Raw genomic sequence first — 25,837 nt, forward strand, 5'->3', positions numbered from 1 at the left:
TAATGATATTAATAAGCGACTTTCCACATGTATCTTCTTGTTTCCAGCGGATGCTTCGTCTGTTCAGCCAGATCAACGGCAAACAGGCGGATTACCTGGTTTAACACAAGCGGGGCAATGTAGCCTTTAATGTCGGCTTCAATCCCGGCAAAGTCGTAGTCCTGTGCATCGATAATGAGCAGCTTCTCTCCATACTGCTTCAGGAATTTCAGAGCGCGTTCTTCCAGCGGACGAGTCTCGTCCAAGCCCATGAACAGGATAAAGGGTACGTCTTTATCGAGAATTTCGAACGGCCCGTGGAAAAATTCGCCGGCATGAATGGCATGGGAGTTTTTCCACTGCATTTCCATCAGGAAGCAGATCGCAAACATATAGGCAATACCGTAATTGGAGCCGCTGGCCATTGTATAAATGACTTTCTCATCCTTGAATTTCTCGGCAAACTGCTTGCTCGCAGCGGCAAACTGCTGCTTCGCCTTGTTGTAAACGGAATCAAGATGGGGCAAGCTTCGCATCAGGCTTTCGAACTTCGTATTTCCTTCCTTGACGGAAAGTACGCCGAGCACGAGCTGATAAAGAATAGAGTAATTCGATTCTTCCACCGGTGTATCCGGCCCCCACCCATATTTAATCACATATTCAGCCGCTTGGGCCAAGGGAGAGTCTTCCAGATTCGTCATCGCCGCTGTAATAGCTCCTTTGCTGCGTGCGAACCGTGCTGCCTCCACGGTTTCCGGGGTGTTCCCTCTAAGCGAGCAAAGAATAACGAGCGAATGTTCACCCAACGTTTTCGGATTTCTATGAATGAATTCATTAGAGCTGTACAAGTCGGTTGTGATGCTTGACGCCTCACGGTCCATCATATATTTGCTTGAGTACATCAACGAGGAAGAGCCTCCGCATGCTACAAAGAAAACCCGGTTAATCGTTCTTTCCTTAACGGCATCCAACACTTTTTGTACCTGATCGTTCACTTTTTGCGTCTGACCGTTCACTTGCTGCATCTGACCATTAACCATGATGTTACCTCCATGAGTATAATTGTTTATAGTCGTCATTGTACATTAGTATACAAATTTGGTCAACAAAAAAATTTCTATGTTGTTCGACATGAATCCCTATTTAGATTTTCAAACATCGATCTTTATGTGATTTTCCAAATCCTCCGATTTTCCAGGCTGTAAACTCGCAATGATTGACACTTATATTTATCCTAAGTATGATTAATTAGAGCTTGATGATGACCGGGTTTAGGAAGACTTCACAATCCTTCCCTTTTCCGTGATGAGCTGCCAATGAACAAGGAGTCTTAGTTATGAAATTAAACAACTCTAGTCAAGAACCGTTATATTTACAATTGAAGCATGTTCTCAAAGAAGAAATAAATAGAGGAAATTACGCTCCCGGAGAACAGCTGCCACCGGAATCTGAGCTATGTGAAATTTACGGGGTAAGCCGCGGAACCGCCCGCAAAGCGATCATGGATCTGGTGGAGGAAGGCATTCTTAGCCGCCAGCAGGGTAAAGGCACTTTCGTCAGGGAAGCGATGATTCAACGCGAATTGTTCTCCATAGGAGGCTATTCGGATACTACAGCAACCAGCGCAGAAGGCATGCAATCGCTGATTATCTCCTGCTCGGTTACATTATCTGACGATTATTTGGCTGCCTTCTTCGAAGAAGAACCCGGAGAGCGGGCTCTTGAGCTTAAGCGTCTGCACCATATCAAGGATGAGCCGCTGATCCTGGAAACGGCCCATTATTCGCTTAATCGGTTTCCCGATCTGGAAAGATTTATTATGGAGAATCCTTCTACCTACAGCACGCTAAAAACGAGGTACAACGTAGAAATCACTTACTCGGTGAAAACACTTGAGCTCGTTCATGCTACGGAAGAAGAGGCAAGGCTGCTGAAATGTGATCCGGGCGCCGGCCTTTACCGGATAGAGCGCAAATCCTATGATAACCATGATCATCCCATCCACATATCGTCATCCCTGTATAAAACGAACCGGGTTAAATTTACCATTACCGTTGATAAGCGGAAGTAGCTAACCCGGCACATAAAGCATTCTCTTTGCTTTTTTCTCCCGACCAAACACAGGCAGAAGTCCAGGGCTTTTGCCTCAACCCCTTTTACCTGCATCACTTCTGCTGCCAGCATCTCCTTTACTTACCCATATCTCTCTACTTGCCCACATCTCCTGCTTACCTGCATCGCTTCTGCTTACTTGCCATCACTTTTACTTTCGCCATGTTGTCCCGGCATTTCTGACTCCGACCCCAGCAGATTTTTCAGCTTGACCAAGGTATGGTAAAATGTGAACCAACTGAAATCTGCCGTCTTGTAACAGCTTCCCACTCGCGTATAAGATCACATGATAACCTGGATGTATCAATCATTTCTTAGCATAAAGGAGTGCACTATGTTTTTATCACTTGAACAGTACTATGTATGGATTACCGATAACTGGATGAGGGTGGTGACCGCCTGTGTCCTCTTTCTCCTTTTTCTTTTCCTGCGCAAATTATTTACGACATACATTTTCAAGTTTATTCTCAGGATCAGCCGCAAAACAAGAAGCGAATTCGCCCCTCATCTGGTGCTTGCCTTTGAAAAGCCTGTGCAGGTTTTATTCGTTATCATCGGACTCTTCTTTGCCCTGCAGGCTCTGGGTATTCCTTTCAATGCCACAACTAATGTGTTCATCTATCGTGCCTTCCGGTCGGCGATTATTGTACTGATCGTATGGGCGATTTTCAACTTGTCGGCTAGCTCTTCCAATTGGATTAAGGCGATCAGCAAGAAATTCAACTTCGATATTGATCAGATTTTAATTCCTATCTTGTCGAGGGTTATCCGCGGAATTATCATCCTGCTTGGCATCAGCATCATTGCGCAGGAATGGGGCTATGAAATCAGCGCCTTTATCGCCGGTCTCGGTTTGGGAGGGCTGGCGTTCGCCCTGGCTGCACAGGATGCGCTGAAAAATATTTTTGGCGGTGTGGTTATTATTACCGAGAAGCCGTTTTCGATTGGCGATTGGATCCAGACCCCTTCCGTAGAAGGAACGGTAGAAGAGATTACCTTCCGCAGCACGCGGGTGCGGACCTTTGCTCAAGCGCTCGTTACCGTGCCCAACTCGACCCTGGCTAACGAGGCGATCATGAATTGGTCGAGGATGGGGATTCGCAGAATCACCTTTGAACTGCCGGTTGCCTATACTACACCGAGAGCCAGCCTGGAACGCAGTCTAGAGAGAATCCGTGAGTATCTGAAGAATAATCCCGATATTGACCAGAGGACGATATTTGTACAGTTCGATGGATTTGCCGACAGAGGGTATAACTTATACTTTTACTTCTTTACCAAAACAACCGTCTGGGGCGAGTGGCTGGACATTAAGGAACAATGCAATTTGAAAATAACGCAGATTCTGGAAGAGGAAGGGGTAGCTATCGCTCTGCCGAGCACTAGTGTATATTTTAAAACACCGCTTCCGGAAGGCGAGCAGACAAATCAGGAAACTGCACACAAAGAAAGCCAGCAGACTATCCGCAAAGAAAGCCAGGGTAGTTAGTGATAATTTAATGCCATGAAATAAATGCTAACCCATTAACGTATTAGATCCCCCGTAAGAGTGAATGCTAGGCGTCACATGATGGTGGTCAGCCCCAAGCAAAACGAGCGCCTGCGGCCGAAGCCGCGCTGGCGCTCGTTTTTTTCTGACTGCTATCCGGATCATTAAAATTCCATTTCCACCGACAGAGGAATTCTTAATGAAGCTCCTTCTTCCAGATCGTAGACGTAACCTTGACTGAAATCATTCGCGTTCAAATACCTGCGAACCGTTGTCTGATTACCTATATCGATGCGGTAGAGGCTGCCGCTAATTGGTTCCAGTCCCTGAATCGGGTACACCGCATTACGCACCCCGTCGTTCTCAATGTAAATCATGCGTCCGACGAGCTCCTGCGGATTCACTCCATTCAACTCGAGCTCGGCTTCAATTACATTCTCCATGCTCAGGTCTCTTGTGAAATCCACAACCTCTCCCGTGACTGCAGCTGCAGACGTTACCGGAGTCTCCCCTACCAGGCCGATCTTGGTGCCATCCTGCAGATACAAATATTCCGCCGTACCGTTTTGCTCCGAGTACACTCCGAAAAATCCGCTAAACACAATGCGGTCATCGATAACATATTCCTTCGCTGGATCAGCAGAATAAAGGATGTAATCTACCCGTCCGTCCACCAGCTCCACTTTTACAGCGCGAACCGTCATATCAGCCGAAGTATCTACAACTGCGCCGTTAAGCTTTATTTCCGCTTCCGAGATTTCTTCGATATACCGGTCACCCCGGTAAGGCTCTATTACGGAAGTAAATAAGCTGTCCAGATTGGTGCCGGAGCGGTGAGCGATCATATACCGCAGCTCCGGAGGATTGCCTGGCTTATTCCTCGGCGGAACTCCATCAGCCAAAGCCACTTCATCCACTGCTCCCAGCATAGTCAGACGCAGATGAATATCGGTAGCGGCCCTCGCTCCCTCTCCTAATACGTTCCAAGTATCCCGCACATTCCAGTCAATACTGAATTGATCCGCTGAGCTCGTGCCCCGCTCCACATTTTTCAACCAATGAAATCCGCTGCCCATATAGTTCGGTCCATGGACATCATCCACTCGCTCCCCGAACTCCACATCCGGCCCTGCATAGGTGCCGGTCGGTTGAGCAGTTAGTGACAGCCCCTCTGTCGTGACGGTTCCTTCGGCACTATGGAAGCTGAAATGATGATCATTGCCGCCCCGGACACGGAAGAAATCGACACTGTAAGAGTTCTCGTTGTCCACCTGGATCATCGCTGTAGCCCTGCGGTAGATATCTAACTGCGGATAAACAAGCGGCGCTTCCACTTCAACCAGCTTAACCCGTGCGGTTTCGTCGAAATGAGTCGGAAGCGCAACGAATTGAGAGTTTTGCTTGCGCTTATTGACGACAACCGTATTGTGGCTGATCGTATTATTGACCCACTGTGCTCTATGCATATCTACTGAATCCGCAAATTCCGGATAGCCGAGATCAGGAGCCAAATCCAGCCCAAAGGCATGCAGACCCAGGTTAAGGGTATCCCGGTGGCCGTGTCCGCTGTTCCGACCATAGTACATCCACACATCGCGAAGCGTATCCTGCTGCACATCTACCCGTTCATATTCCTCCTCCGTCAGCAGGCGGAGCGAGGTCACTCCCATTTTATAATTGGTTGCTCCCGGCGTGCGGCCGATATTTTCAAACCGGATGGTGTGAGTGCCTGCAGCCAGCGGCATCTCCGCCAATAGCTCTTCGTCTCTGTTCGTCCCGAAGAAATCAATTTCCTTGACCAGCTGATTGTTCAAGTAAACCTTGTATACTCCATACGAAGCTGCACGGAATGGCTTGAGCATAACATGATACGTGCCTGCTTCCGCCACATCAAAAGCGAATGTAATGCTGTGCCCCGCCGTCTCCGCCTCCAGCTGCACAGTCCCGGAAGACGCATACGTATTGTAAGCCGTGGAAGCGTGGGTTACCGGCAGCTGCGGGAAATTATAATTGATCCCATACTGGGTCCTATCGTTTACACCATCGCGAAGCGCTGCGAATCCATAGCCTGTCAAATTCACGCTGTCCAGCTGCAGAGGGCCCTCCTGCTGAATGACCGCTTCCAAATCAGCAGCGATTGCTTCCGGATTCTCGGTGAAAATATCTCCATGAATCCCTTCGCTGGAATTCCCATTCAGAAAATACGCTACTTGGGCGTAGATAGGGTCTCCATAGATTTGGAAGGCTTTAACCGTCTGGGCCAAATTCAGCCCGCTTAACGTTGGATTGCCGGTTTTCTCCGAATCCCCGATGGACGGGATATACCGGTCAGACAGAAGCAGCGGATATATAGCGGCAAACATGCTGCGGAACTTCACATTCTCATATAAATCGGCTGTCGGATACAGATCATAGCCATACAGCACATCGGCAACTTGAATGAAATTGTTCAGCCACAGACGATTATAGCCCGGGGCCGCTTCATTGCCGTGCCCATCACGATCAACATCGTTCACGAGCGAGGCTAGGATGTTGCCGCCGGTAACTCTCCAGGGATTAGCTACCAGCCCGCCGGATTGATTGTTAAAATCAAGCCAAATTTGCGTTTCCGGCATCGTATCCAGAACTACCGCCGCCATGGCCAGGGCGCTTTGGTGCATGCCGACATTTCCCCGAATCTGGGCTTTCTGAACTCCGGGATAAACTTGCCGTAGAATGCCATCTTCAATATTTCGGCGGATGCCTTCGCCCGAATCCTTCCAGGACAGCTTATACTGCGCTCCCTTGGCGCTTAGGAAATCGATGACGCCGGGATCATCGGTTGCCGGGAAAAAAGCATCGTACGCGCTGATAAACACTTTAACTGTTGCCGTCTCCCAAATCGAGCCAATCGCTTTACCGGTTCCCGTTCCTCCAGCTGATTGCAGGAAGATGGCAGGGTCGAAGGCGGAGGTGTCGAGATCGGGATATACATCAGCAACCCGGTCCAGCAAAATAATTCCTGCTCTTGCATATTTTTCGTCTCCTGTGTACAAATAAGCGTCTCTGAAAGCAGCAAGCGCCCTTGGAATCATGCCGGTGGAATGCCACAGGTTCCAGTGATTATAATACGCGATAAACGTATACGTATTGCCTTCATCATCCACCCAGCCATATCCGTCGTCTACTCCCCAGTCAGGGCCGCGTTCGGGATAGAGTGTGTTGACCAGCAGACTGCGATCCGCAAGCTCCGGCTGGAATAGGCCATGTTCGTCAAGGCCGCTCTCATAATAGGCAGCAAAATCATTGGTCGGGAAAACATAGCCGCTGCTCGGATCCACTATTTTCCATGGGGCATTCACCGGATCCGCCGTATAAGGGTAGTTGCCGTATTCATCGATGTCCCTACCCGTGACCGGACTGCCCATCACCTGATTGACGCCATAGCTCCGCGGCACATGCTGGGAAGAGACCATATTCCATAGAAATTCATGGCCCAGAGCGAGGAATTCATCGGCTGCCGTAACCGCGGCATCGCGAATACTGGCCGCCCAAGGATAAGCCGCCGCGTTATTTCTTGCGTTCGTGATTTTTTCCTCTGTATAATAAGTGATTCTGGTTTTGTCACTGGTAAGCTCCGTCACCTCGATATAGACAGAATCGGTAACCGTGGCGCTATCCAGCTGCACCGTTGCCTGCAGCTCCCCAGTGCCTGGCTGCAGCCCGCGGTAATCTCCGGTAGCCTGATCCACGTACAGGATATCGGGAGTCAAGCTTTCCCATTCTATAGAGGCATAAGACAAGTCCGCCTCGGTCCCATCCTGATACTGGCCGGTTAACCGCGTTTGACCGTATTGGCTTACCGTTACGGTTACCGGATCGGTTTGCAGGTGGATCTGCGCCAAGTGCGGCTCGGAAGGCTCTTCTACAGGCTCAAGGAATAGCTTGCTGGCATACATAGAATAATTATTGCCGGGGGTAGCCGCCGGATTGCGTCCTATCACTTCAAAAGTAAGCACATGATCGCCTTCATTTAAATACAACGTTTTCATAGGTTTGACCGGACCAAAAACACTGCCGGGGTCATAAAAATCATAGCTTCCAACCGATACTCCGTTCACGGAAAGCTCCCCTATACCGGCGCTAAAATAGAGGTAGCCCTGGAAGGAGAGCAGATAATGCCCCGACTCAGGAACCGAAAATTCAAATGATCGGGACAAGCCTATAGAGCGTGCATCAATACCTGCTCCGTAGGCATTGTTGCGAATCGTCACCGGTGCCGCGTTAGGATCCCCCAGCACTCGGAGATCCCCGTCACCGGAAAACGCATCCAAAAAATCATAAATCAACGTCCCCGCCTGATGCTGACTTCCTTCATCGACCCTTTCCCCCTGCTGTGCAGCACTGCTGATTGCCGGCAGCAGCAAGCTTAGCAGCAATACAGCAGACAAGCCTGCACCTTGCCATGGCTTTAACCTTCGTCCAGACCTCACACCGGATCACTTCCTTTTTCCTAGGATTGGTAAAACGGTTCCATCTGCATTATAGCCGCTGCCTATGATCAAGGTAATGGACATTTGAGGATGAAGCTTGGACAAAATGAGTCTACCGTTTTATTCAATTAAACTTGGGGTAATGATAAGATAAAAGCATCTAACTTCCGCATCATCCCACTTCGGCATGTGTACCTAGGAATACTTAATATCATAGGAAAAGAAGAGAGGAGCAGATGATTTGAAAGCGATTCCAAAGCTGTCTTCTCATCAGCAAACAATCTACGTTCCGGATATGAGCACATCTTTCCAAGTGTACCAAACCCACTGGCGGGTCACCCAGCCTAATTGGTCGAGACCCCTGCACGAGCACCCCATGTTTGAACTGAATTATGTTCTGGAAGGTCACCAAAAAGTGCTGGTAGGCCACGATAAGGTTGTCATGAATTCCGGCGATATTTTGCTGATTCCCCCGGGCGTGCCTCATCGGGTGACTGATTCCAATCATCAGCAGGTTGTCTATTTCGCTCTTCATTTTGATGTGGAGGACTACATCTTCAGAGCTATGCTTAATCAATACGGCTGCGGTCTTCATCCTGCAGGCTCGGCCTCGGAAAGCGTTCTGCGTGAGCCTCTGGGCCAGCTGCTGCAGGTAATTAAGCATGATAGTAAAGATCAGTCGCAAATCTCGCAGAGAATGATCTTTGTTTCTCGCTTATTCACTTTGCTCGCCGCCCTGGGGACAGTCAGCGAGCAGCGCGGGGAACTCCCGCAGCAGCCGCAGAATACGTCGATGCTGGGGCTGGCCTGCAAAATGGCGAAATGGATTGAGGATGCCATCCGCTCTGACCACGTTCAGCCCGCTTACTCCCAGCGATCCATTGCCCGGTTGGCCGAGGAGCTCGGCTACAGCGCATCCTATCTGCGTAAAGTGTTCCACAAAATCTTTGGCTGCTCTCCCCGGCAATACTGGTCGAGGATGATGCTGCACACTGCGCGAATCGAACTGCTCGACCCGGGGCAAACGCTGGAAGGGATTGCTGCAAAGCTGGGCTATCAGGACGGTGCCCACTTCAGCAAGCAGTTCAAACGCTGGACTGGCTACTCGCCCACAGAATTTCGGCTTTCCCGGCAAAGCCAGGAAACGTAACCATAGCAAACCTTATAGGATTTTAGCCCCATCTTCATTGTTTGAACTAATCAATGACAAAAAGACCTGAAGCGGCTAACATGGAGCTCCGCGGCTCCCTAACCGTTTCAGGTCTTGTATGGCCTGCTTCCCAGCTGCGAGCCGCACCATTCAGATCCGCCTAGCTAAGCTCCAGGCAGCGCCATTCAGATCCGCCATTCTCTTCAAGCTCCCAGCTTCCATTCCTCTCTTACAGTCATATACAATTCAACAAGAAAAGCCTGAGGATAAGACGAGTACTGCTCCCGCGGCAAATTCAGCCTTGCCCCTAATAAGTGGGCCAGCTTCGAAGCCAGCTCATACTGCTTCCGAGCATCCAGGGCAGGCATTCTTTCCACCAAGCCTTGCAGAAGCTGCCAATCCTCGCGGCTCATCTGCTCGCTTAATGAGGGAGACAATGTCAGATGGACGACGTATTTGGCTTGGAACTTCTTGAGCCATTTGTTCAGCCGCTTCTCGCGGCGAAGACTTTCCTGCTGAGCATCACGTACGACCACGGTGCCGGCAGCTACATCCCCCAGCCTCCGGTCCTGAGGATGAAAGAATATCCATACCGCTCCCAATATAAACATTATAGGCAGGAAGTCGATTAGCCGAAAAAAGGTGCGGATAGCCGCAGATAAAAAGGTAAGCGGCTGGCCATTTTCCTGGATCACTCTTATGCCGAGCCATTTTTTGCCCAAGGTCTGACCGCCATAATAATATTCCATAACAATATAGTACGCGCTGAACAGCAGCCAGCTGAATACAATCAGAAAAGCGTCCACATATTGTCCCATTAGGTTAGCGAGATCAGTGCCAATCAGCGCCAGAAGAAGATACAAGATCAGATTGACCGCCATAATGATTCCGATAATAATAAGCATATCCAGCAGGAGCGCAGCAGCGCGGCTCCCTAAGCCGGCCATCGTTAACTGGAGCCGCACATGCTCGGAAGTAACCACTGTGGACTGTCTTCGATATGTGTCCTGCAAAGGTATATCTCTCCTTCACTCGAGTAATATGATAAAATTAGAAACGTATAGATTCCCCTCTAAATTTGCAATCACGCGCTGCAAACCATATAGTTTGTAACCCGCGCTGGAATCGTTTAAGAAAAAAAGCTTAACGCTATCTATGTAATGGAACTTTTATCGATAAGGAGATTGCCTGAACTTATGACCATTCAACGTTATATCCGGGAGCACAAGCCGGTATGGAATGAACTGGAGCAGCTGCTCACATTATTTGAGAAAAATAAGAACCGCCTGGAGGCAGAGCATATCGACCGGCTCACCTATTTATACAAGCTGGCCTCCTCCCATTTGGCCTACTCCCAAACCTATTACGCCAACGATGAAATCGTTGTCTACTTGAACCAGCTCGTATCACGCACTCATCATGTCCTGCACGCTGAGCAATGGAAAACGTCCCATCGCCTCGGTGATTTTTTTGGCCGCCGGTTTATTCAATTTTTGGTTGACCGCCGGTACATGATTCTGCTTGCCTTCGCACTGTTTATGCTGGGTGGAATCAGCGGTTTCATAGCGGTATATATCGATCCCTTGAATCTCGCCGCCGTCACTTCGCCGGAATTGGCCTCCCAGATCGACCCCTACCGCGTCGGAGAAGGTCATGACCAGCTGCAGAATGCTGTTTTTTCTACGAATATAATGACCAATAACATCCGGGTCGCTATTCTGGCCTTTGTCAGCGGCATTACGCTTGGTCTTATGACCGTCTATGTTCTGTTTTACAACGGCTTGATCATCGGGGCGCTGGCCGCGGTATTTTGGCAGGCCGGGACCAGCTACGTGTTCTGGGCCTATATTCTACCTCACGGGATCATTGAGCTGGCTGCTATCTTTATAGCAGGAGGTGCCGGCCTGTATCTGGGCTACCGCATGATCAATCCCGGGGCCTATACATGGAAATACCGGCTGCTGCGCACCGTTCGTGAATCGGCGATGCTGTTAATCGGCACAATTCCATTGTTTGTCATCGCGGCCATAATTGAAGGATACGTTACTCCTTCCACCCTGCCGCTAGCCGCCAAGTATACGTTCGCGCTGGTCACGCTGCTCGCCCTTGTTCTCTATATAGCCTACGGCAGAATGAATCAGCGCAGGCATGATTTGAACCAGGCCAAGCAAGATCAAGGCCGCTCACGCAAGAGCTTGCTGGCAGCCCGAAAGCCCGGCATGACCCGGACGTCCACCTGACGTCCGGTTTTTTTCGTTGTCCCGCTATAGCTGCTTTCATTCATTACAGCACATCAGATGATTTGATCTGGAGATAACGGTTGACCGTTGTCCAAGCCAGCTCGCCGACCGGAACATCTATCGCTTCTATGCCGGCTGCCTTTATGCGGGCGGTCTGCTCCATTCTCTGCATAGTAAGCTTATGCGCCATACTTTTAATATAAGCATCGCGAATCGACTCCGATTCCGTTTGGGTCCAGGCATGAAGCACTTCATCCCGCAGCCCGACAAGCAGCAGATGATGCTGCCTTCTAACCCTTGCCAGCAGCATGCCGGTGGATTTCTCCAGCATATAAAGATCGAGGTCGGAGAACAGGATCGTCAATGTGCGTTTCCTCTGCACCCTCATCAAAAACTGCAGGGCCATCTCATAGCTGGACTCTACGTAATCGCTTTGCACATTGAAGACAGCGTCCGTCATCGCCTGCAGATGAGTTAATCCCGCGCCAGGCGGCACATAAATTTTGACCTCGCTGGCGAACACGATCAATCCCGCCTTGTCTCCCTGCTTCAGGGCAACCGCCGCCAGGGAAAGCGCCGCTTCCAGCACTGCATCCAGCTTCGTTCTGCCGGCCAATTCAACGCCCATTCTTCTCCCGCAATCAATCAGGATCATAACTGTCTTTCCACGTTCCGGACGAAACACATTGGTCATCAGCGTCCCGGCCCGTGCCGTAGCCCGCCAATTAATCATCCGCGGGTCATCGTCCGGCACATATTCACGGATGGCATGAAGCTCAGAGCCGCTCCGGTCGCGGCGGAAAAGTCGCTTGCCTTCGAGCATGAGATGGTTCTGCATCGAAGACAGCACTCCCCTGACCCCGGACAAGTCCGGGTAAATATTCATGACCTGCGGCTGCTCCACCTTCATCTGCTTCTGCCAAAGGCCGAGCGGCCCCCGCAGGCGAACACGGAACCAGCCCAATGTGAATTGGCCGCGTTCCCGCCCGGTTGTGGTATAGCGGATTTCAGCGTGTCTTCCCTGCCAAGTCGCTGCTAGCTGTTCAACTGGCGGAGACACGAATTCCGCCGGCAAATCATCACGCACCTCAATCGGAATCGATACCGGGTCTTGAGCTTTGGCATGAATCGTCACTTCAAACGGGCTGCCGATATCCGCCTGCTTGGGCAGCTCACGGCTAAAGCTCAAGCCTTTGCGCCGGGGCAGCAGCGATATATCCAGCACCGCCGCACCGAGCAGCAGACCGTTGGTCAGCAGCAGCGCAGGCAGGCCCAATCCGAGAAAATAACCCAAGCCGGTAATCAGGGCGGAGGCTCCCGTCAACCACACCATCTTGAGCGTCGGCACCACGGCGCGCCGCTCAAGCACCTCAACGAGGAACCGGAATGGTCGCCAGCGTTTCCTGGATGAAGTGGTCACTGGTTTCTCCCTCCAATTCCATTTGCGGAGTTAGCAGTAAACGGTGTCTCAAGGCGGGAACGGCAACGATTTTGATATCATCCGGAGTGACAAAGCTGCGGTCGTCCAGCAAAGCCCAGGCTTTGGCGGCGTTAAGCAGGGCGATGCCCGCTCTGGGGCTCGCACCAAGCTGCAGCCGCTTGTCTTCGCGGGTATACCGGATCAGCTGAGCGACGTACTCGATAATCGAATCCTCCACGACAACCTTTGTCAAGGCAGCTCTCAGCTCCTTTATGCGCTGGATGGACAGACTGGACTTTGGCTCCTGCTGATTCTCCGCGTAAAAAGGAACGTGATTTTTTAAAATAGCCAGTTCAGATTCCAGTGAAGGGTACGATACCGTCAGCTTAAACAGAAACCGGTCCAGCTGGGCTTCCGGCAAAGGATATGTCCCCTCGTACTCGACCGGGTTCTGGGTAGCGACTACAAAGAAAGGATCAGGCAGCGGGTAAGTATCCCCCTGCACAGTTACCTGCCGTTCCTCCATCGCTTCCAGCAATGCCGCTTGCGTCTTTGGGGGAGTGCGGTTGATTTCATCCGCCAGCAGCAAATTCGCAAATATCGGCCCCTTCACCATTTCAAAGGAATGCTCGCGGCTGTTGAAAATTAAGCTGCCGGTAATATCACTGGGCATCATATCCGGTGTAAACTGCACCCGGTGGAACACCCCGTCGGTCAACTCGGCAAGCGTCCTCACCATTTTCGTTTTTCCGATGCCGGGAACCCCCTCAAGCAGAACGTGTCCGCCGGATAAAAAGGCGGTTAACAGCAAGCGGATATTCGTATTCTGTCCCTTAATAATTTGTTCCATCTGATAAAGCAACTGCTGCATCGCTCTCACTCCTTCTCCAATTTAAGTATGAATTCATCCGCACGGCGGCTGTCCTCCAGCAGCTGCTTGGACGAATATTGCTTGCTCTGCCTTGCGTTCCTCCAGCTTTGCAGCAGCTCATCCAACCGCCGAATCTCTTCCGCGCTCCAATGGAGCCTGGCCGCAGCCAGCAGCTGAGAGTCACTGGCATCAGTCCTAACGCCCCAGCGCTCCCTGAACAGATGGCGTATGTACTGCATTTGATGCTCCAGGGCTTCATACGCAAACCGTCGCCGTTCGTACCAGCCGGCAGCCGCCAGCAGCGTCTCATCCCCGCGGCGGACTGTAAACTCCCGTGGGGTATAAGCGGGACTAAAGCGCGCTCCCTTATACCACAGCCACAGCAAAACGGCGATAGCCAGCTGCAGCAGGACCGCAATCAGCCAGGCGGGATAAACGGCCAGGATTCCCGGCTGCACACGTAAACCATGATAATATTCGTCAAACCAGACAGGACCTTCAAGACTGCTAAGATAGGGCCATATCAGCTCAAAATGACCCTGCTCCAGAATCGTCTCGTTACGCATCCATTCCGGTACAAGAAACAGCGCCGCCGTGCCTTCACCTACTTCTTTCCTTGCGGCAAGCATCCCATGCTCGTCGGTTATGAGCGGTTCAATATCCCCGCCCGGGACAATCCGCAAGGAGGTATAGCCCGCGGCCGGCCAGCTGCCGGAGCGATCACCCTCAGCACCCGAGAAGGCTGTTATCGTTTCGCCTTCAGCAGGTGCACCGCTTCCCTCTGCTTCAAACCAGTCCCCGATACGGCTTCTATTGTCAAACCACAGCACATGGTTGCCCTCAGCCACCCAATCATGTATCAGATCAAGGTCTGCTTCGCTAACACCTGCTGGCTTGATGACTACCAGCGTGCCCTGCTGGCTTTCGGCCAGAAACCGCCATTCCTGACGCCATTCCTTCACCGGGTATCCCTTTTCTTTCATGAGGGTAAACAAGCCCTTGACCCCGTCCCTGTCCGCAGACGAAGCTGCATAAGAAGGCCACTTGGGCACATCCGGCTTAACGAAGAAATAGCCCAGAACAAGAAAAACGCACACACAGAAGCCAAGCAGGATATGCTCTTTAGCTACGCGCATCATCCCGTTCCCCCTTCCGCATGCAGTCCTCGCCATACTGCTTGATCAGCTCATACTGGGATTGCCCCGCGGCGGAACGGCCGTAATAAATTTGCTCAAATAATCGGGCTGCCTTGCTGAAAGGCGGAATGGCTCCGGCCTGCTGTTCTCTCAGTTCCTCCCGGTATTCATAGTTGGTTTTCCACTTTTCCGCCTTTACCCAGCCCTGCTCATCCATCGCTATAAGGATTGCCAGGAAGCGGTAACGGATTGCCTCTCTATACTGGCCCTTCTGCGCGGCTAGATTGGCCTCCCGCAGCAGATCCGCCGAAGACTTGTGCAAATCATCTTCATTCAAAAAGACAGCTTTATGACGAATAGTTCGGCTAAGGATCATTTTACGAACCAGCCAGATGATAACTACAGCGAGAACCGCCATGAGCACGGCAACGATAATCAAGGTTACGGAGCGGGAGCCCTCCGGCTGGATCGACCAATCGGGAAACCAGTCGGAGATCAGATCCCACATTCGTTCCCATAAAGAAGGACCCCTTTCTTGCTGATGGTAGGCCATGAATTCATCCCGGGACAGGATCTCCTGCAAATGTTCGCGGTCTTCATGCCTGTTGTCGATAGTGCTCATAAGCTTAATGCTCCTCCGGTGGATTGCGGTATGTGGAGCCCTCAGGCGCGGAGCCTGGCGAATAGCCTGGCGCCGGAGAAGGGCCTATGGGGCCGGCTGCAAGCGGAGCCCCGGCAGAACGGGAACGTTCCCATTGCTGCTGATACTCCCTTATTGCCGAGTCGATGCGTTCCTCCAGATCCTTCCCCCGGCTGCGGAACAGCAAATCTTCGAACACAACACCGTAAGTGATGGTATACAGAGGCAAAATAAGCAGCGAAAGCAGGACGGAAACTAATTGCCCCAGCAGCGACACCTTAAACACATAGTAAACAAGAAGATAGATACCTAAAGAAAATACACTATATATAGCAGTTAAAACAATTAATGTCACATAAATCCGCCAAAAGCTGTGTTTGGTAAGCCTCCAGCTTTTACCGAAGGGCCCATTTTCTTTTTCCAGGGAGAGAACGGGCAGAAAAAAACCGAGACGGATAACAAAGTACAAAAAGCCTGTTATAATTCCAGCAACAAGCGCAATATACAGCAGCATCATTATGACAACCATTAGAATCTCTAAAGCCGGCGAAGAGGCATTCAACTGAACCATTCCCAGCCCCACGATCGACAAAAAAACATTACGACAAAGACAGCCACCACGACAGCCAGCACTGTGGCAATATAGATCCCTAACAAAATCAGCCCGAATAATATCGAATACCCTGATCTTTTCCAGAAGGGGGAAATGCTGCGCTTAAGCAGTTCTCCAATGGACGGCTGCTCCCCTCGGGAACCGGCGCGGACCAGATGCAGATTAGCTGATAAGGCTAACGGGAAAACAAAAATAAGATACAGCGGCAAAAGCACTACGGTGAACAAAACCTGCCATCCGGAAACGTCATCTCCCTCCGGCGCCAGTTCGTTTCCCGCTGCAAAGCCATCCTCCCATGGCAAAGAAAAGCCTATGTTCGTCGCTTCACTGTAATCAAAGAACAGCAAATTCTGTACTAGGTATACAGGTCCTATAAATACCAGCACAATCATAAATGCCGTTAAAAAATATTTGCGGTACAGCTGAAAGCTGCGGTCGAGCAGTTCTCCTACGCCAACCGGTTTCATCCAACTCTCCATCGTCTTCCTCCTGTTTCTTTTTCTCTATTATGTAAAATTTTAAGGTGAACCCGGATATCCTCGTTAATCAATATTAATTCAGGTGTATGGATCAGAATGTTCAATTAATCAATGTCTTGTACAAGGAAACAGCGTAAACCGGTTATGTAAAATGCTTATGTAAACAATCTAATTTTGTCCTCCGTGCGACGCGCCTTTCCTGTTCAGTCCATGTCCCTATTTGATGACCGTGCCTCTTCTGTCCTGCCATGCCCTTATTTTCGTTTTTACCTGCACAATCAAAATCATTGACTAATTATATCAGAAAATTAGCGCTTCAGTGACGGAAAACGTAACAATATTACTTTTTTCCTACCTATTTATATGCCGCCAGAAACGCGCAGCTGCTTGGTAAACTTATCTTGGATTACCAATATGATTGCATTGAGGCCTATGATCCCTCCCATTATAATGGCAAACGAGGAGGGGATAACTTGAAGAGGAAATTTTTACCTTTATTGTCATTAATTCTTTGTCTGTTAATTCTGGTTCCTACTACTGCCGCAGCGCCAACCGTCCAGCAGGGAAGCCAAAGCGGAGATGTGTGGGACTTGCAATTTAGATTACACACTGTCGGTTATTACCAACATTCAATAGACGGAATTTTCGGTTATCATACTTTGACGGCTGTGAGCCGTTTTCAGCAAAATTACGGTTTGAAGGTGGATGGGATCGCTGGCCCGCAAACCTGGTCAGCACTGAAGAGGGTTTCCGCCAATGCTAGTGAATTGACGATGCTGGCCAGAGTCATTCACGGTGAAGCGCGGGGAGAACCTTACGAGGGTAAGGTGGCAGTTGCCGCTGTTGTCCTTAACCGCATGCAATCGCCGGATTTTCCGGATAAGATGGCTGATGTCATTTTCCAGCCTCGTGCTTTTACGGCGGTTGATGACGGCCAGTATTATCTGCAGCCTGACCAATCGGCTTATCAAGCAGCTATGGACGCACTTCGCGGATGGGATCCAACCAACGGAGCCTTATATTATTTTAATCCCGTAACTGCAACGTCCGCCTGGATATGGACCCGCCAACAAACGGGCAAAATCGGCAAGCATGTTTTCGCCATTTAATACACACGTCTTTCTTTTATAAGTTCGGTAAAAAATGTTCTGTTCGGAAGAACGTATTCGGAAGAATCCTCGTCGGAAGATCGTGGTCAGAAGATAAAATCCCTGCTTTTTCGGCCAAATAAGAGCGAGGGCGAGCGTTAGCGCGGAACAGCTTGCAGGTCTCCTTTGACTGCCTTTTCGAGAGCGCATTCCCTCAACCAGCGGAATAGCCGCCATGTAGGTTAGCAGCCGGATTTCCATGCATCCACTGAGCATTAGAGTGCTTCATTGGCTCCCTCGTTCAGGAAATCGTGATCAGAGTGAGGAATCCGCTCGTATCTGCACGGGCTCCACATTGTGTCTACACGGACCCTGCGTTGTCTGCGCGGGCTCCACGTGTCTACAAGGGCCCTGCGTCGTGTCTACACGTGCTCTATGTGGTGCCGGCACGGCCCTGCGTCGTGTCACACGAAAATCCTTCTATTGTTCCAACAGTAGAAGGATTTCGCTTTATTAGAGCACTTTGCTGTCCTGTTAAGACAGTAAGCTGCTCGTAGACGCCGTTGCCCGAACCGCAGCGAACGCCCGTAGTCCGGTCGGAGCTCGCAGCCTGGTCGGAGCCCGCAGTCCAAGCCTTGGTAGAGAAATTAAGAGTCATGACGTTGTTTTACTTGACACCTGTTCTACAGACGAATACACTGGTGCCGATGCACGAAACAGCAAGCATGCCGGACTAGTGCCTGGTGCGCTCACAGGAAGGACCCGATAAGCTGATGGAATTGAAAGCCTAGGCGCAGCAGTCCAGTATCCTCCGGCAGTCCTCATTTTATAGCGTGTGCACATATTCTTATAAGAAAAGAGGTTGTTCGCCATGCCTGAAATCATTGAAGGTGTTTCCCATCTGAATGCAGACGAAGTATATGAGGTTTTGAACCAGTCCCCCGCGAACGTTTATGTTATTGATGTAAGAGAGCCGGAAGAGTATGAAGCCGGACATATTCCTGGCATTCCTCTTTTGCCCATGGGCCAAATCCCTGAACATGTAGACAGCTTTGATAAGGATGCCGAATATATCTTTATTTGCCGCAGCGGACGCAGAAGCCTTGAGGTCGCCCGCTTTTTTCAAAGCGAAGGGATTGAGAAGGTCCACAACTACTTAGGAGGCATGCTAGCTTGGGACAAGGAAATTGCCCATGGAAATGAGCATGTAATCACAGAGTTTTCAATGGCCAATCTGAAAAGGAAAGATCAAAACTAAACCGCTACTAAATTGCTTGCCCTATGAAGAACTGCTTAGCTTGAACCTAAGACGTGGTCATGGACGCCAGACCGCCAAGCTTGCCGCCAAATTTGAGCATTCCAGCTTACAGAAATCTAATACAGGTAAGATGACAGTCAAGGTTACGGATCTCTATCATCTCTCCGATCGTCTCGATCACACCATGGCAGCGAAACGATTCCAAATGTTGCACCATGTATAAAATACCTCTGATCCACGGCATAGTATAGGTGAAGACATAGTCTTCCATACTTATCTTGATAATTTTCACATTTGATAAAAATCCAATAGCAATAACGGGAAGTTAGTGGCGGATTGGCATATTCGTGGATGCATTGTCATGAATGCGCTGTGAGCCTGGAAATTCTACTGTAGAGCAGTCAGTCCAGTCTGCTTTTCTAGAAAACGGCCTCCGCTTCGGTTTTGAACGAACTGGGGGCTCATTTTTCCACTGGGGTAAGGAGTCGCCAAGAATAGTCCCGTTTATTCCAACTGCCTTGTAAGTAGTGAATAGAACAGCTAGATATCCGTGAAAATCAAACTGTATGAGCTGCTTCAATTTGCGAGTGAAAACAGAGCTGCCAAGGAAAAGGGTCAAGGAAAGAGTTCACCCTTGCTTCATGACAGCCCATTGTACTGGATGATCCGTATAAACGTATGACAATTCGATATTTGTGCAACTCGATAATGACGGTAGATTCAGCAAGAGAGAGCCGGTTGCTAATACGCTTTGGGAACCTCGACCTTGCGTGAGATGCCCCACTCATCGGTAAAGTAAAGCTGAACCCCATGATCCTGATCGTCGAGAAAACAGGAAACATATTTGCTGTCTCCCTTTTTCATAGGGACCAGCAGAGTGACCAGACGATGGCTGGCCGCAAGCCCGGTAGCTGCACTCAAATGCCACTGACGGGGTAATCCTTCAATTTCTGCAGGATCTACCCCCGGAAAATCGTTATGCTGAGAGAGCGCAAGCTCGCCGGAGGAATTATAGACGAAACGCCCTTCCATGTCAGCCCGCCTGCCTGCTACCTCAAAGGAATCATTCTTCAACTTCATGGGGTACAATGTATGGAACAACCATTGAACTTGACCCGGCTTTTCCAGATCTACTTGATCGACAATAACTACATACGACTCACTAAAGAAATAAAGCTCCCGAACAAATTTCCGCACATAGGGAACTGTGTGCTTATAAGCAGCTGTAGCATTGCCCCGAACATACCCGCCCCCTTCCCGGGAATAAGCGTCTTCAATAACGCCATAGGCATCCAGACAGAGGCTCTTATCCCCTCCGGCGTATTGGCCAATTCCGTCAATCAACAAACTGTTAGTAGACAAGGTTTGCCTGCGCCAGCGAGTATGCATGGTGCTGTTAAAAGCTATATAATAGCCGCTTTCAATTGCCAAAGGCTCTCCATAAGCATGCAGCAAAAATCCGTTTTGATCTCCATGGCTGTGACTGATCGAGCCATAGCGGCTGCTCTTGGTCAGCAGCATGATATGCTCGCTCGGGTCATCCATTCGGCTGTGCATCGCTACCCATCCGATATCGCGAAACCACTTGACAGGCTCGATTTTGTCAGCCGTAGGTTTTATGGGGGCAGTCTGCGGATAGTCATGCCGGTACATCATCTCATCAAAGCGAAAATCCCACCAGCCATAGTTGTAATATTTCGATTCCGGATCGACATCCGCTTCGCGAACCTGTTCGTAATACCATTGATAAAGTCCATTGCCGGTCACCCCCGCAAACTGGCGGATATTAAATCCGGTCTTCAAACTAACCGGGTCTCCTAGAGTAGATTGGTCGCCGAAGCTGGCACGAACAGTGTCCGGACTGAAGCAGTACAGGGGGAAATCACCGGTTTTCTGAAAAAAGGGCCTTCGGTAAAAATCAAGCCGAGTCTGCTTCTTCAACAGATTCAGCGCTTCCGTCACAAAGGCCATTCCAGTTGTCCAATACATGGGACCTTCCGCCCAGCCCCCGTCCCTGCCTCCCCAAGGAGTGTACAATCCGGCGTAATACTCCACGGTATAGTGAAGCCATTCCTTTGCCTGCGGCTCTTCATGCAGCATTGCCAGGCAGGCCGGGACGAGCACGGAGGAAAGCGAACGTACTGCATGGCTATCATAAGGCACTCTATGAATCTTGGACCGCTCTATCACATGATAGGCCACCTGAAGTGTCCTTTCCAGAAGGCAGGTGCGTACGGCACCGCGCTCATCGATGGACAGATGAGGATAGAGCCAGTCATACCCCCAGGCAATAGCACCTGCCACACGAAATGCGGCTTCGTCATTATAATCTCGCGAGGTAGTGCCAGCCACATCCCAGGAAACGGCATGAAGCAGCCATTTTTTAGCTTGCTCGATGATTGAAGCGTCCTCCAGTACGACGCCTGCTATGCTCAAATGTCTTACGGCATAGAGCAGTTCCTGGCAATCCATGTACATTTTCCTCCACAAATGGGCCACTCTTTGGTTGTTGGGATAGCGGACGGGCTCTGCGATCAGCGGTTTAGTCAGCCAAGGGCGAACGGAACGATCGATAAACGTTTGCCAACCAAAAGCGTTAGGATCATTGGCAACTTCCTGGCGAAAAGCAGCCAACTCCTGCTCATTCAGCCAAAGCCGGGGGTGGGCTTCGGAAGTATGCTCAAATCTCGCTTCACGGGCAGGAAGCGGTGTGTGCGGAAGGTCCGCGGGCACGCAAAACTTCCTTACCCGGCTCCAGGCAGACCGGGAGTCTTCACCGGACAAAGCGCCCCTGTTATCCATGCCGAAAGCGGTTTCCGTGTTCTCGGTATGCTGACCAGCCAGAGCCTCCACACCGGCGTTTGCTTCTCCCCCGAGCGTCGCCGCGCCAGACCCATCCCTTATGTCCGCCCCTTTAGAAATGGCCGCGTGGCCCTTCGTCCCATCCGCCCCGCCTATCGCTCCTCCTTCTCCTTCCGCTCCTCCTTCCGTTTCCCCTCTTCCTTCCGCTACTCCCTTCGCTTCTCCTCTCGTTTCCCCTCTTCCTTCCGCTTCTCCATCTGCCTTCTCTTCCGTCCCTCCCTTCACTTCCTCTGCTTTCTCTTTTCCTTCCACTACCCCTTCTCCTTTTCCTTCCGCTTCCGTTTCTGCTTCCACTTCCGCCTGTTCCGCTAGTGCATACCGCCAATAATACTCTCCGGGCGGGAAAACCCAATCCGGTGTGTAAAAATTATAGGGAAGCGGTTCGATCGTGCGTGTCACCGCGGCCTCAAAATGCTGCGAAGTCGAGATTTGCAGCACATAGCAATCCCCTTCGGACTTAGCGGGAATCCAGGTGAACCTAGGCGGATTCTCTTCCAGCCGGGTATGCTCGTCGGGTGCATACTGCACAGTCAGCTTGCCGCTTTGCGGCTCAAACAGCCTGTTCATCATTTTTGCCCCCTTTTTCGTTCACGGATGCGAGCTGCAAACCGTCCGAGGTTAGCCGCAAACCCAGTGTGCTTTTTCCGGCCAGCCTTAGCGTCCCGTCATCCTCCCATTCCATCCCTACTGGGATGTTTCCTGCAGAGTATATAGCCACAAAACGGGCTGCTGTTCCTTTTTGCCTAAGAAGCATGCCCTCCATTGGAACTGTCGGATCAATCGCGATTCCGGGAGAACGAACCTCCCACAGCTCCGAGTTAGCCTCTTGCCATAAAGTGACTGCCACAGGCTCTGGGGTAGAGCGGCCCGGGCTATCATCAAACACAGTGCCAGTTTGCGAGCGTAAGCTCTGAGTCGTTTGCCGGATTACGAAACTCCATTGGCCACTGCCAGCCTCGGGAAAGCCTGCGGCAGCTTGGCTGCCGGAAAGACAGTGCCCATGAACAAAGCGGTAGCCATCGCTATTCCCGCTATTTCCGAGCGGTTTCCAAGCCTCTTTCCCTTCTCTGTCGCCAAGCTCCTGCCTTTCAGCATGGCCGCTTGCCTCAAGGTCCGGTACTACTCCGGTAACGCTATTCTGCGGGTATCTGCCTTGAATCGGCACCCGCCGTCCTCCTTCACCATTAGGATGGCAGCTCATATCAGAGGCTTTACCAAGAAAATGGAACCACCAATCCACGCCTGAGTCCTTCTTCGGCACGTTCTCACCTTCAGCGTGCGTCCGTATCTCGAACCAATCGAGAAGCCATTCTGATGTCATCCATAAATGGCGGTCCATCACTACTCCCTCATAGGACTGCGAGGTTCGTGTCCAGCTGTAGCTGTAGTCTTGCGCGACAACGAACTTCCGGCTTTCCCCTGTGGATTCCAGCTGAGAGCGCTGGCCGATCGATACCGTGTTATGGCAGGCGGTGTGCGGATACCACTGCTTCTTAAGATGGGAGCCGTATGGCACCGTTCCACGATCCGGTGAAAGCGGGTAATCGCGGTGATACAGCATAAGATTCAGCTTGTCAAAATGGCCGTGAGATCCGCCATGGGGACCGAAATCGATGATCGCATAGAGCGGATTGCCGTTGTGGCGGAGTACTGCGAAGCCGCTGTCCGGCAGTAAATGCGGCGTACTCGCCTCTAAGCGGGCACCAGCCTTAGAAGTTTCCATTTCCCCGTGAGTACCGGCGGCCGGGGCCGCCGGGGCCGAGGATAGTGCCGGCGCTGTCGATGATGCTGTTGCGGACGGTGACACGGAATCGGCGCAAACTGCGCTTTGCCTCCTGTGTATTCCTGACAGCGGGCTCCCCGGGATAACTGACGCCCCGGATACCGGCCACTCTCCTACCCCATACAGCACGGCCTCCAAGCCGTTGCGGTGCCGGCTCCCGTACATCTGCTGATAAGCGCAGGCGGCAATGTTCGCATATACCGGCTTGCCATACCGGGCATAGCCCTGCTCAAACACCTCGGCAATCTCCCGGGCGTAAGGCTCCCTGCTGTAGGGCCCGTCATGGAAGGCCGGCAGCTGACCATCCGCCGCCGCTAAACCAGCCGTCACATCGAGCATGCCTTCCAGCGACTGCCCGGCAGTTCCCCGCTCCGCATACAGATCATGGCCCCAGCGGGCTGCCATCTCCCCGGTAATCATATAGGCGCGCAGTACGAAAAGATGATAGTAGATGCTGCCTTCATACTCCAGCTGGTCGGGTCTTATCGCCAGCGACAAATGCTGGCGATACCCGCCCTCGCCTGCAAGCACCCGCAGCAGCTGCCGTTCCTCGCCCGCTGCTGCGTAAACACTGCATAACGCAGCGTTCAGCCAGGCCGTATAATTGCTTTCCGGCTGCTGGCGTTCCCGCGTCAGAATGCAGTGGGCTTGCTCCAAGCTCCCGGCCAGAAGCCGTACAAAGCTCGGCCACGCCTCAGGTTGGGCTGCCCACTCTTCCGGTACTGGAGCCTGCTCATCGCTGAGCAGCAGGTAAGCGCGCATCATCGTCGTCGCCCAGATCGCTTCGGTTAGCGCCTGATGAAAGGCGCGCCCCTTCAGCATCCACGGTTCAGCGCCTGGATGAACCGGGTATCGCGGGAACTGCTCGGCGTAGCGCAGCAAAATGCCGTAGCTGAACCGGGCATACTCCGGCTTCCGGGTAGCGGCGAACACGGCAGCTCCCTGCAGGGCGCAGCGGGCCATAGCCTGGTGCTTGAACACCAGCCACGCCCCGCGGTAGGGCTCTCCCTGCAGCTGGCAGCCATGCGGGCAGGCAAAGCTATGGGCGTCCCGTTCCAAAGGATCATACCGCAGCTCGGTATGATGCCTGGGACAAACATAGTGGTGCCACCAGCCGCCCGGTTCCGCCGGAATGTCCGGTGCAGCGCCGGCTTGCATGAGCGCGTCAAGCTCCGCGCGCAGCCGGGAGAGTGCTTGCGAGTGCCAAGCGAATTGGATGGAACGCTCCCGGATGTTCATCGCATGAACATGCCTCCGTTAATTTCGATCGTTTCGCCTGTCAAATAAGAAGCCAGCTCGGAAACGAGGAACAGCACGGAGCCAGCCACATCGTCCGGGGTGCCTTCCCGTCCGAGCGGAATGCCTTGCACAGCAGCCTTTCTTGCCGCTTCCGGAGTAAACGTATCGTGAAAAGCTGTCTGGCCGATGAAGCCCGGCGACACCGCGTTTACCGTAATGGCGCTTCCGGCGAGTTCCTTCGCCAAGGCCTTAGTAAAGCCGATTACTGCGGCCTTGCTGGCGGCGTAAATACTCGCTCCCGGGCCGCCGCCATTATGAGCGGCTACGCTTGTCACATTGACAATCCGCCCGCCCCCGCGCGCCTTCATGCCGGGAATGACAGCCTGGCTGACAAAGACTGCGCTCTTCAAATTAACATCCATCACTTGCGCATAATGCTCCTCGCTCATTTCCTCTACAAGCATCCGTCTGACAAGATGACCGGCATTATTGACGAGAATATCGATCTCTCCTCCCAGTGTCTGCTTGACATCCGCCAGCATCTGCCTAACTGCCTGAACGTTGGTCACGTCAGCTTGAAATGCCGCCGCTTCCCCTCCTGCTGCCTGGATCAGGGCTACGGTTTCTTCCGCACCCTCCCGATTGCTTAAATAATTGACCGCCACTTTAGCTCCACTAGCCGCAAGACGTATCGCCACTCCGCGTCCAATACCCCCGCTTGCACCAGTTACCAGTGCCTGTTGACCGGTTAATTGTAATGTCATTTTCGTTTTCCTCCTTGTTTTGTCGGCAGAAGAGTGATGGTTTAATCCATTCCGCCTTCATGCAGTTCTTCATTAATGAAGCTTGTAACTTAATGAAGCCCGTAACTTCGGATAATGCCCGGATCACAACGACCAACAATGTCCGAGCGCTAACGCTCACCCTCGCTCTTATTTGGCCGAAATGACAAGGATTTTATTTCTAACGCTCGTCCTCGCTCTTATTGGAGCCAAAAAGTCGGGAA

The 25,837-nt window shown here is 51.5% G+C and carries 18 protein-coding genes; 6 read left to right on the plus strand and 12 right to left on the minus strand.

The annotated features are described in order from the left end of the window. Positions 1-8: 8 nt before the first annotated feature. Complete coding sequence (locus PSHG_RS19785; RefSeq protein WP_026021490.1) at positions 9-995, minus strand: SIS domain-containing protein; 987 nt, start codon at positions 993-995, stop codon at positions 9-11. A gap of 320 nt (positions 996-1,315) precedes the next feature. Here PSHG_RS19785 and PSHG_RS19790 point away from each other — a divergent pair, with 320 nt between their 5' ends. Beyond that, on the plus strand, positions 1,316-2,050 hold the full coding sequence (locus PSHG_RS19790; protein WP_010276735.1) for a UTRA domain-containing protein: 735 nt from the start codon (positions 1,316-1,318) through the stop codon (positions 2,048-2,050). 375 nt (positions 2,051-2,425) lie between these two features. After that, complete coding sequence (locus PSHG_RS19795; RefSeq protein WP_010276738.1) at positions 2,426-3,580, plus strand: mechanosensitive ion channel family protein; 1,155 nt, start codon at positions 2,426-2,428, stop codon at positions 3,578-3,580. 164 nt (positions 3,581-3,744) lie between these two features. Here the strand turns inward: PSHG_RS19795 and PSHG_RS19800 are convergent, their stop codons facing one another. Then, a complete protein-coding gene (locus PSHG_RS19800) occupies positions 3,745-8,052 on the minus strand; it encodes a heparinase II/III domain-containing protein (RefSeq protein WP_010276742.1) in 4,308 nt (1,435 codons plus the stop codon). Positions 8,053-8,293: 241 nt separating this feature from the next. Between PSHG_RS19800 and PSHG_RS19805 the strand changes: the two genes are divergently transcribed. Next, positions 8,294-9,202: a helix-turn-helix domain-containing protein gene (locus PSHG_RS19805; protein ID WP_010276745.1), complete on the plus strand. Its 909-nt coding sequence runs from the start codon at positions 8,294-8,296 to the stop codon at positions 9,200-9,202. Between the two features lie 203 nt (positions 9,203-9,405). Here the strand turns inward: PSHG_RS19805 and PSHG_RS19810 are convergent, their stop codons facing one another. Next, the gene (locus PSHG_RS19810; protein WP_010276749.1) at positions 9,406-10,215 is read right to left on the minus strand and encodes an RDD family protein; all 810 of its coding nucleotides are present in this window, start codon (positions 10,213-10,215) and stop codon (positions 9,406-9,408) included. 183 nt (positions 10,216-10,398) lie between these two features. On the opposite strand from PSHG_RS19810, the gene PSHG_RS19815 reads away from it, so the two are divergent. Further along, positions 10,399-11,442: a stage II sporulation protein M gene (locus tag PSHG_RS19815; RefSeq protein WP_010276751.1), complete on the plus strand. Its 1,044-nt coding sequence runs from the start codon at positions 10,399-10,401 to the stop codon at positions 11,440-11,442. 43 nt (positions 11,443-11,485) lie between these two features. Here PSHG_RS19815 and PSHG_RS19820 read toward each other — a convergent pair whose 3' ends face one another. The 6 genes from PSHG_RS19820 to PSHG_RS19845 are packed head-to-tail and all read right to left on the minus strand — an operon-like array spanning position 11,486 to position 16,601. Further along, the gene (locus tag PSHG_RS19820) at positions 11,486-12,862 is read right to left on the minus strand and encodes a DUF58 domain-containing protein (protein WP_026021491.1); all 1,377 of its coding nucleotides are present in this window, start codon (positions 12,860-12,862) and stop codon (positions 11,486-11,488) included. Next, the gene (locus PSHG_RS19825) at positions 12,813-13,733 is read right to left on the minus strand and encodes an AAA family ATPase (protein ID WP_010276757.1); all 921 of its coding nucleotides are present in this window, start codon (positions 13,731-13,733) and stop codon (positions 12,813-12,815) included. Before PSHG_RS19825 ends, PSHG_RS19820 begins: the two co-directional genes overlap by 50 nt. 5 nt (positions 13,734-13,738) lie before the next feature. Continuing rightward, positions 13,739-14,872 carry a DUF4350 domain-containing protein gene (locus tag PSHG_RS19830; RefSeq protein WP_042122410.1) on the minus strand — a complete coding sequence of 378 codons (1,134 nt, stop codon included), beginning with the start codon at positions 14,870-14,872 and terminating at the stop codon, positions 13,739-13,741. Further along, positions 14,856-15,491, minus strand: coding sequence for a DUF4129 domain-containing protein (locus PSHG_RS19835; RefSeq protein WP_010276761.1), 636 nt, complete (start codon positions 15,489-15,491; stop codon positions 14,856-14,858). Before PSHG_RS19835 ends, PSHG_RS19830 begins: the two co-directional genes overlap by 17 nt. Before the next feature lie 4 nt (positions 15,492-15,495). Then, positions 15,496-16,080: a hypothetical protein gene (locus PSHG_RS19840; protein ID WP_026021493.1), complete on the minus strand. Its 585-nt coding sequence runs from the start codon at positions 16,078-16,080 to the stop codon at positions 15,496-15,498. After that, positions 16,068-16,601, minus strand: coding sequence for a hypothetical protein (locus tag PSHG_RS19845; RefSeq protein WP_026021494.1), 534 nt, complete (start codon positions 16,599-16,601; stop codon positions 16,068-16,070). The genes PSHG_RS19840 and PSHG_RS19845 overlap by 13 nt, the downstream gene beginning before the upstream one ends. A gap of 473 nt (positions 16,602-17,074) precedes the next feature. Between PSHG_RS19845 and sleB the strand changes: the two genes are divergently transcribed. Together sleB and PSHG_RS19855 are read left to right on the plus strand one after the other, a co-directional pair. Further along, complete coding sequence (gene sleB, locus PSHG_RS19850) at positions 17,075-17,710, plus strand: spore cortex-lytic enzyme (RefSeq protein ID WP_010276766.1); 636 nt, start codon at positions 17,075-17,077, stop codon at positions 17,708-17,710. A gap of 850 nt (positions 17,711-18,560) precedes the next feature. Then, a complete protein-coding gene (locus tag PSHG_RS19855; RefSeq protein ID WP_010276768.1) occupies positions 18,561-18,947 on the plus strand; it encodes a rhodanese-like domain-containing protein in 387 nt (128 codons plus the stop codon). Between the two features lie 741 nt (positions 18,948-19,688). Here the strand turns inward: PSHG_RS19855 and PSHG_RS28395 are convergent. The 3 genes from PSHG_RS28395 to PSHG_RS19870 are packed head-to-tail and all read right to left on the minus strand — an operon-like array spanning position 19,689 to position 25,595. After that, complete coding sequence (locus PSHG_RS28395) at positions 19,689-22,376, minus strand: DUF4962 domain-containing protein (RefSeq protein WP_010276772.1); 2,688 nt, start codon at positions 22,374-22,376, stop codon at positions 19,689-19,691. Beyond that, positions 22,360-24,831, minus strand: a complete 2,472-nt coding sequence (locus PSHG_RS19865; RefSeq protein ID WP_010276776.1) for a heparinase II/III domain-containing protein — start codon at positions 24,829-24,831, stop codon at positions 22,360-22,362. Before PSHG_RS19865 ends, PSHG_RS28395 begins: the two co-directional genes overlap by 17 nt. After that, on the minus strand, positions 24,828-25,595 hold the full coding sequence (locus PSHG_RS19870) for an SDR family NAD(P)-dependent oxidoreductase (RefSeq protein WP_010276779.1): 768 nt from the start codon (positions 25,593-25,595) through the stop codon (positions 24,828-24,830). The genes PSHG_RS19865 and PSHG_RS19870 overlap by 4 nt, the downstream gene beginning before the upstream one ends. Positions 25,596-25,837: the final 242 nt, after the last annotated feature.

Origin of the sequence: Paenibacillus senegalensis JC66, assembly GCF_000285515.1 — a bacterium.
GTDB classification, from domain to species: domain Bacteria; phylum Bacillota; class Bacilli; order Paenibacillales; family NBRC-103111; genus Paenibacillus_L; species Paenibacillus_L senegalensis.

What these genes read in the sequence shown, in the direction of transcription:
- PSHG_RS19790 (WP_010276735.1), top strand. Translation starts at nt 1,316, where the DNA reads ATGAAATTAAACAACTCTAGTCAAGAACCGTTATATTTACAATTGAAG.
- PSHG_RS19795 (WP_010276738.1), top strand. Translation starts at nt 2,426, where the DNA reads ATGTTTTTATCACTTGAACAGTACTATGTATGGATTACCGATAACTGG.
- PSHG_RS19815 (WP_010276751.1), top strand. Translation starts at nt 10,399, where the DNA reads ATGACCATTCAACGTTATATCCGGGAGCACAAGCCGGTATGGAATGAA.
- PSHG_RS19825 (WP_010276757.1), bottom strand. Translation starts at nt 13,733, where the DNA reads ATGCAGCAGTTGCTTTATCAGATGGAACAAATTATTAAGGGACAGAAT.
- PSHG_RS19830 (WP_042122410.1), bottom strand. Translation starts at nt 14,872, where the DNA reads ATGATGCGCGTAGCTAAAGAGCATATCCTGCTTGGCTTCTGTGTGTGC.
- PSHG_RS19835 (WP_010276761.1), bottom strand. Translation starts at nt 15,491, where the DNA reads ATGAGCACTATCGACAACAGGCATGAAGACCGCGAACATTTGCAGGAG.
- PSHG_RS19840 (WP_026021493.1), bottom strand. Translation starts at nt 16,080, where the DNA reads ATGGTTCAGTTGAATGCCTCTTCGCCGGCTTTAGAGATTCTAATGGTT.
- PSHG_RS19845 (WP_026021494.1), bottom strand. Translation starts at nt 16,601, where the DNA reads ATGGAGAGTTGGATGAAACCGGTTGGCGTAGGAGAACTGCTCGACCGC.
- PSHG_RS19855 (WP_010276768.1), top strand. Translation starts at nt 18,561, where the DNA reads ATGCCTGAAATCATTGAAGGTGTTTCCCATCTGAATGCAGACGAAGTA.
- PSHG_RS28395 (WP_010276772.1), bottom strand. Translation starts at nt 22,376, where the DNA reads ATGAACAGGCTGTTTGAGCCGCAAAGCGGCAAGCTGACTGTGCAGTAT.
- PSHG_RS19865 (WP_010276776.1), bottom strand. Translation starts at nt 24,831, where the DNA reads ATGAACATCCGGGAGCGTTCCATCCAATTCGCTTGGCACTCGCAAGCA.
- PSHG_RS19870 (WP_010276779.1), bottom strand. Translation starts at nt 25,595, where the DNA reads ATGACATTACAATTAACCGGTCAACAGGCACTGGTAACTGGTGCAAGC.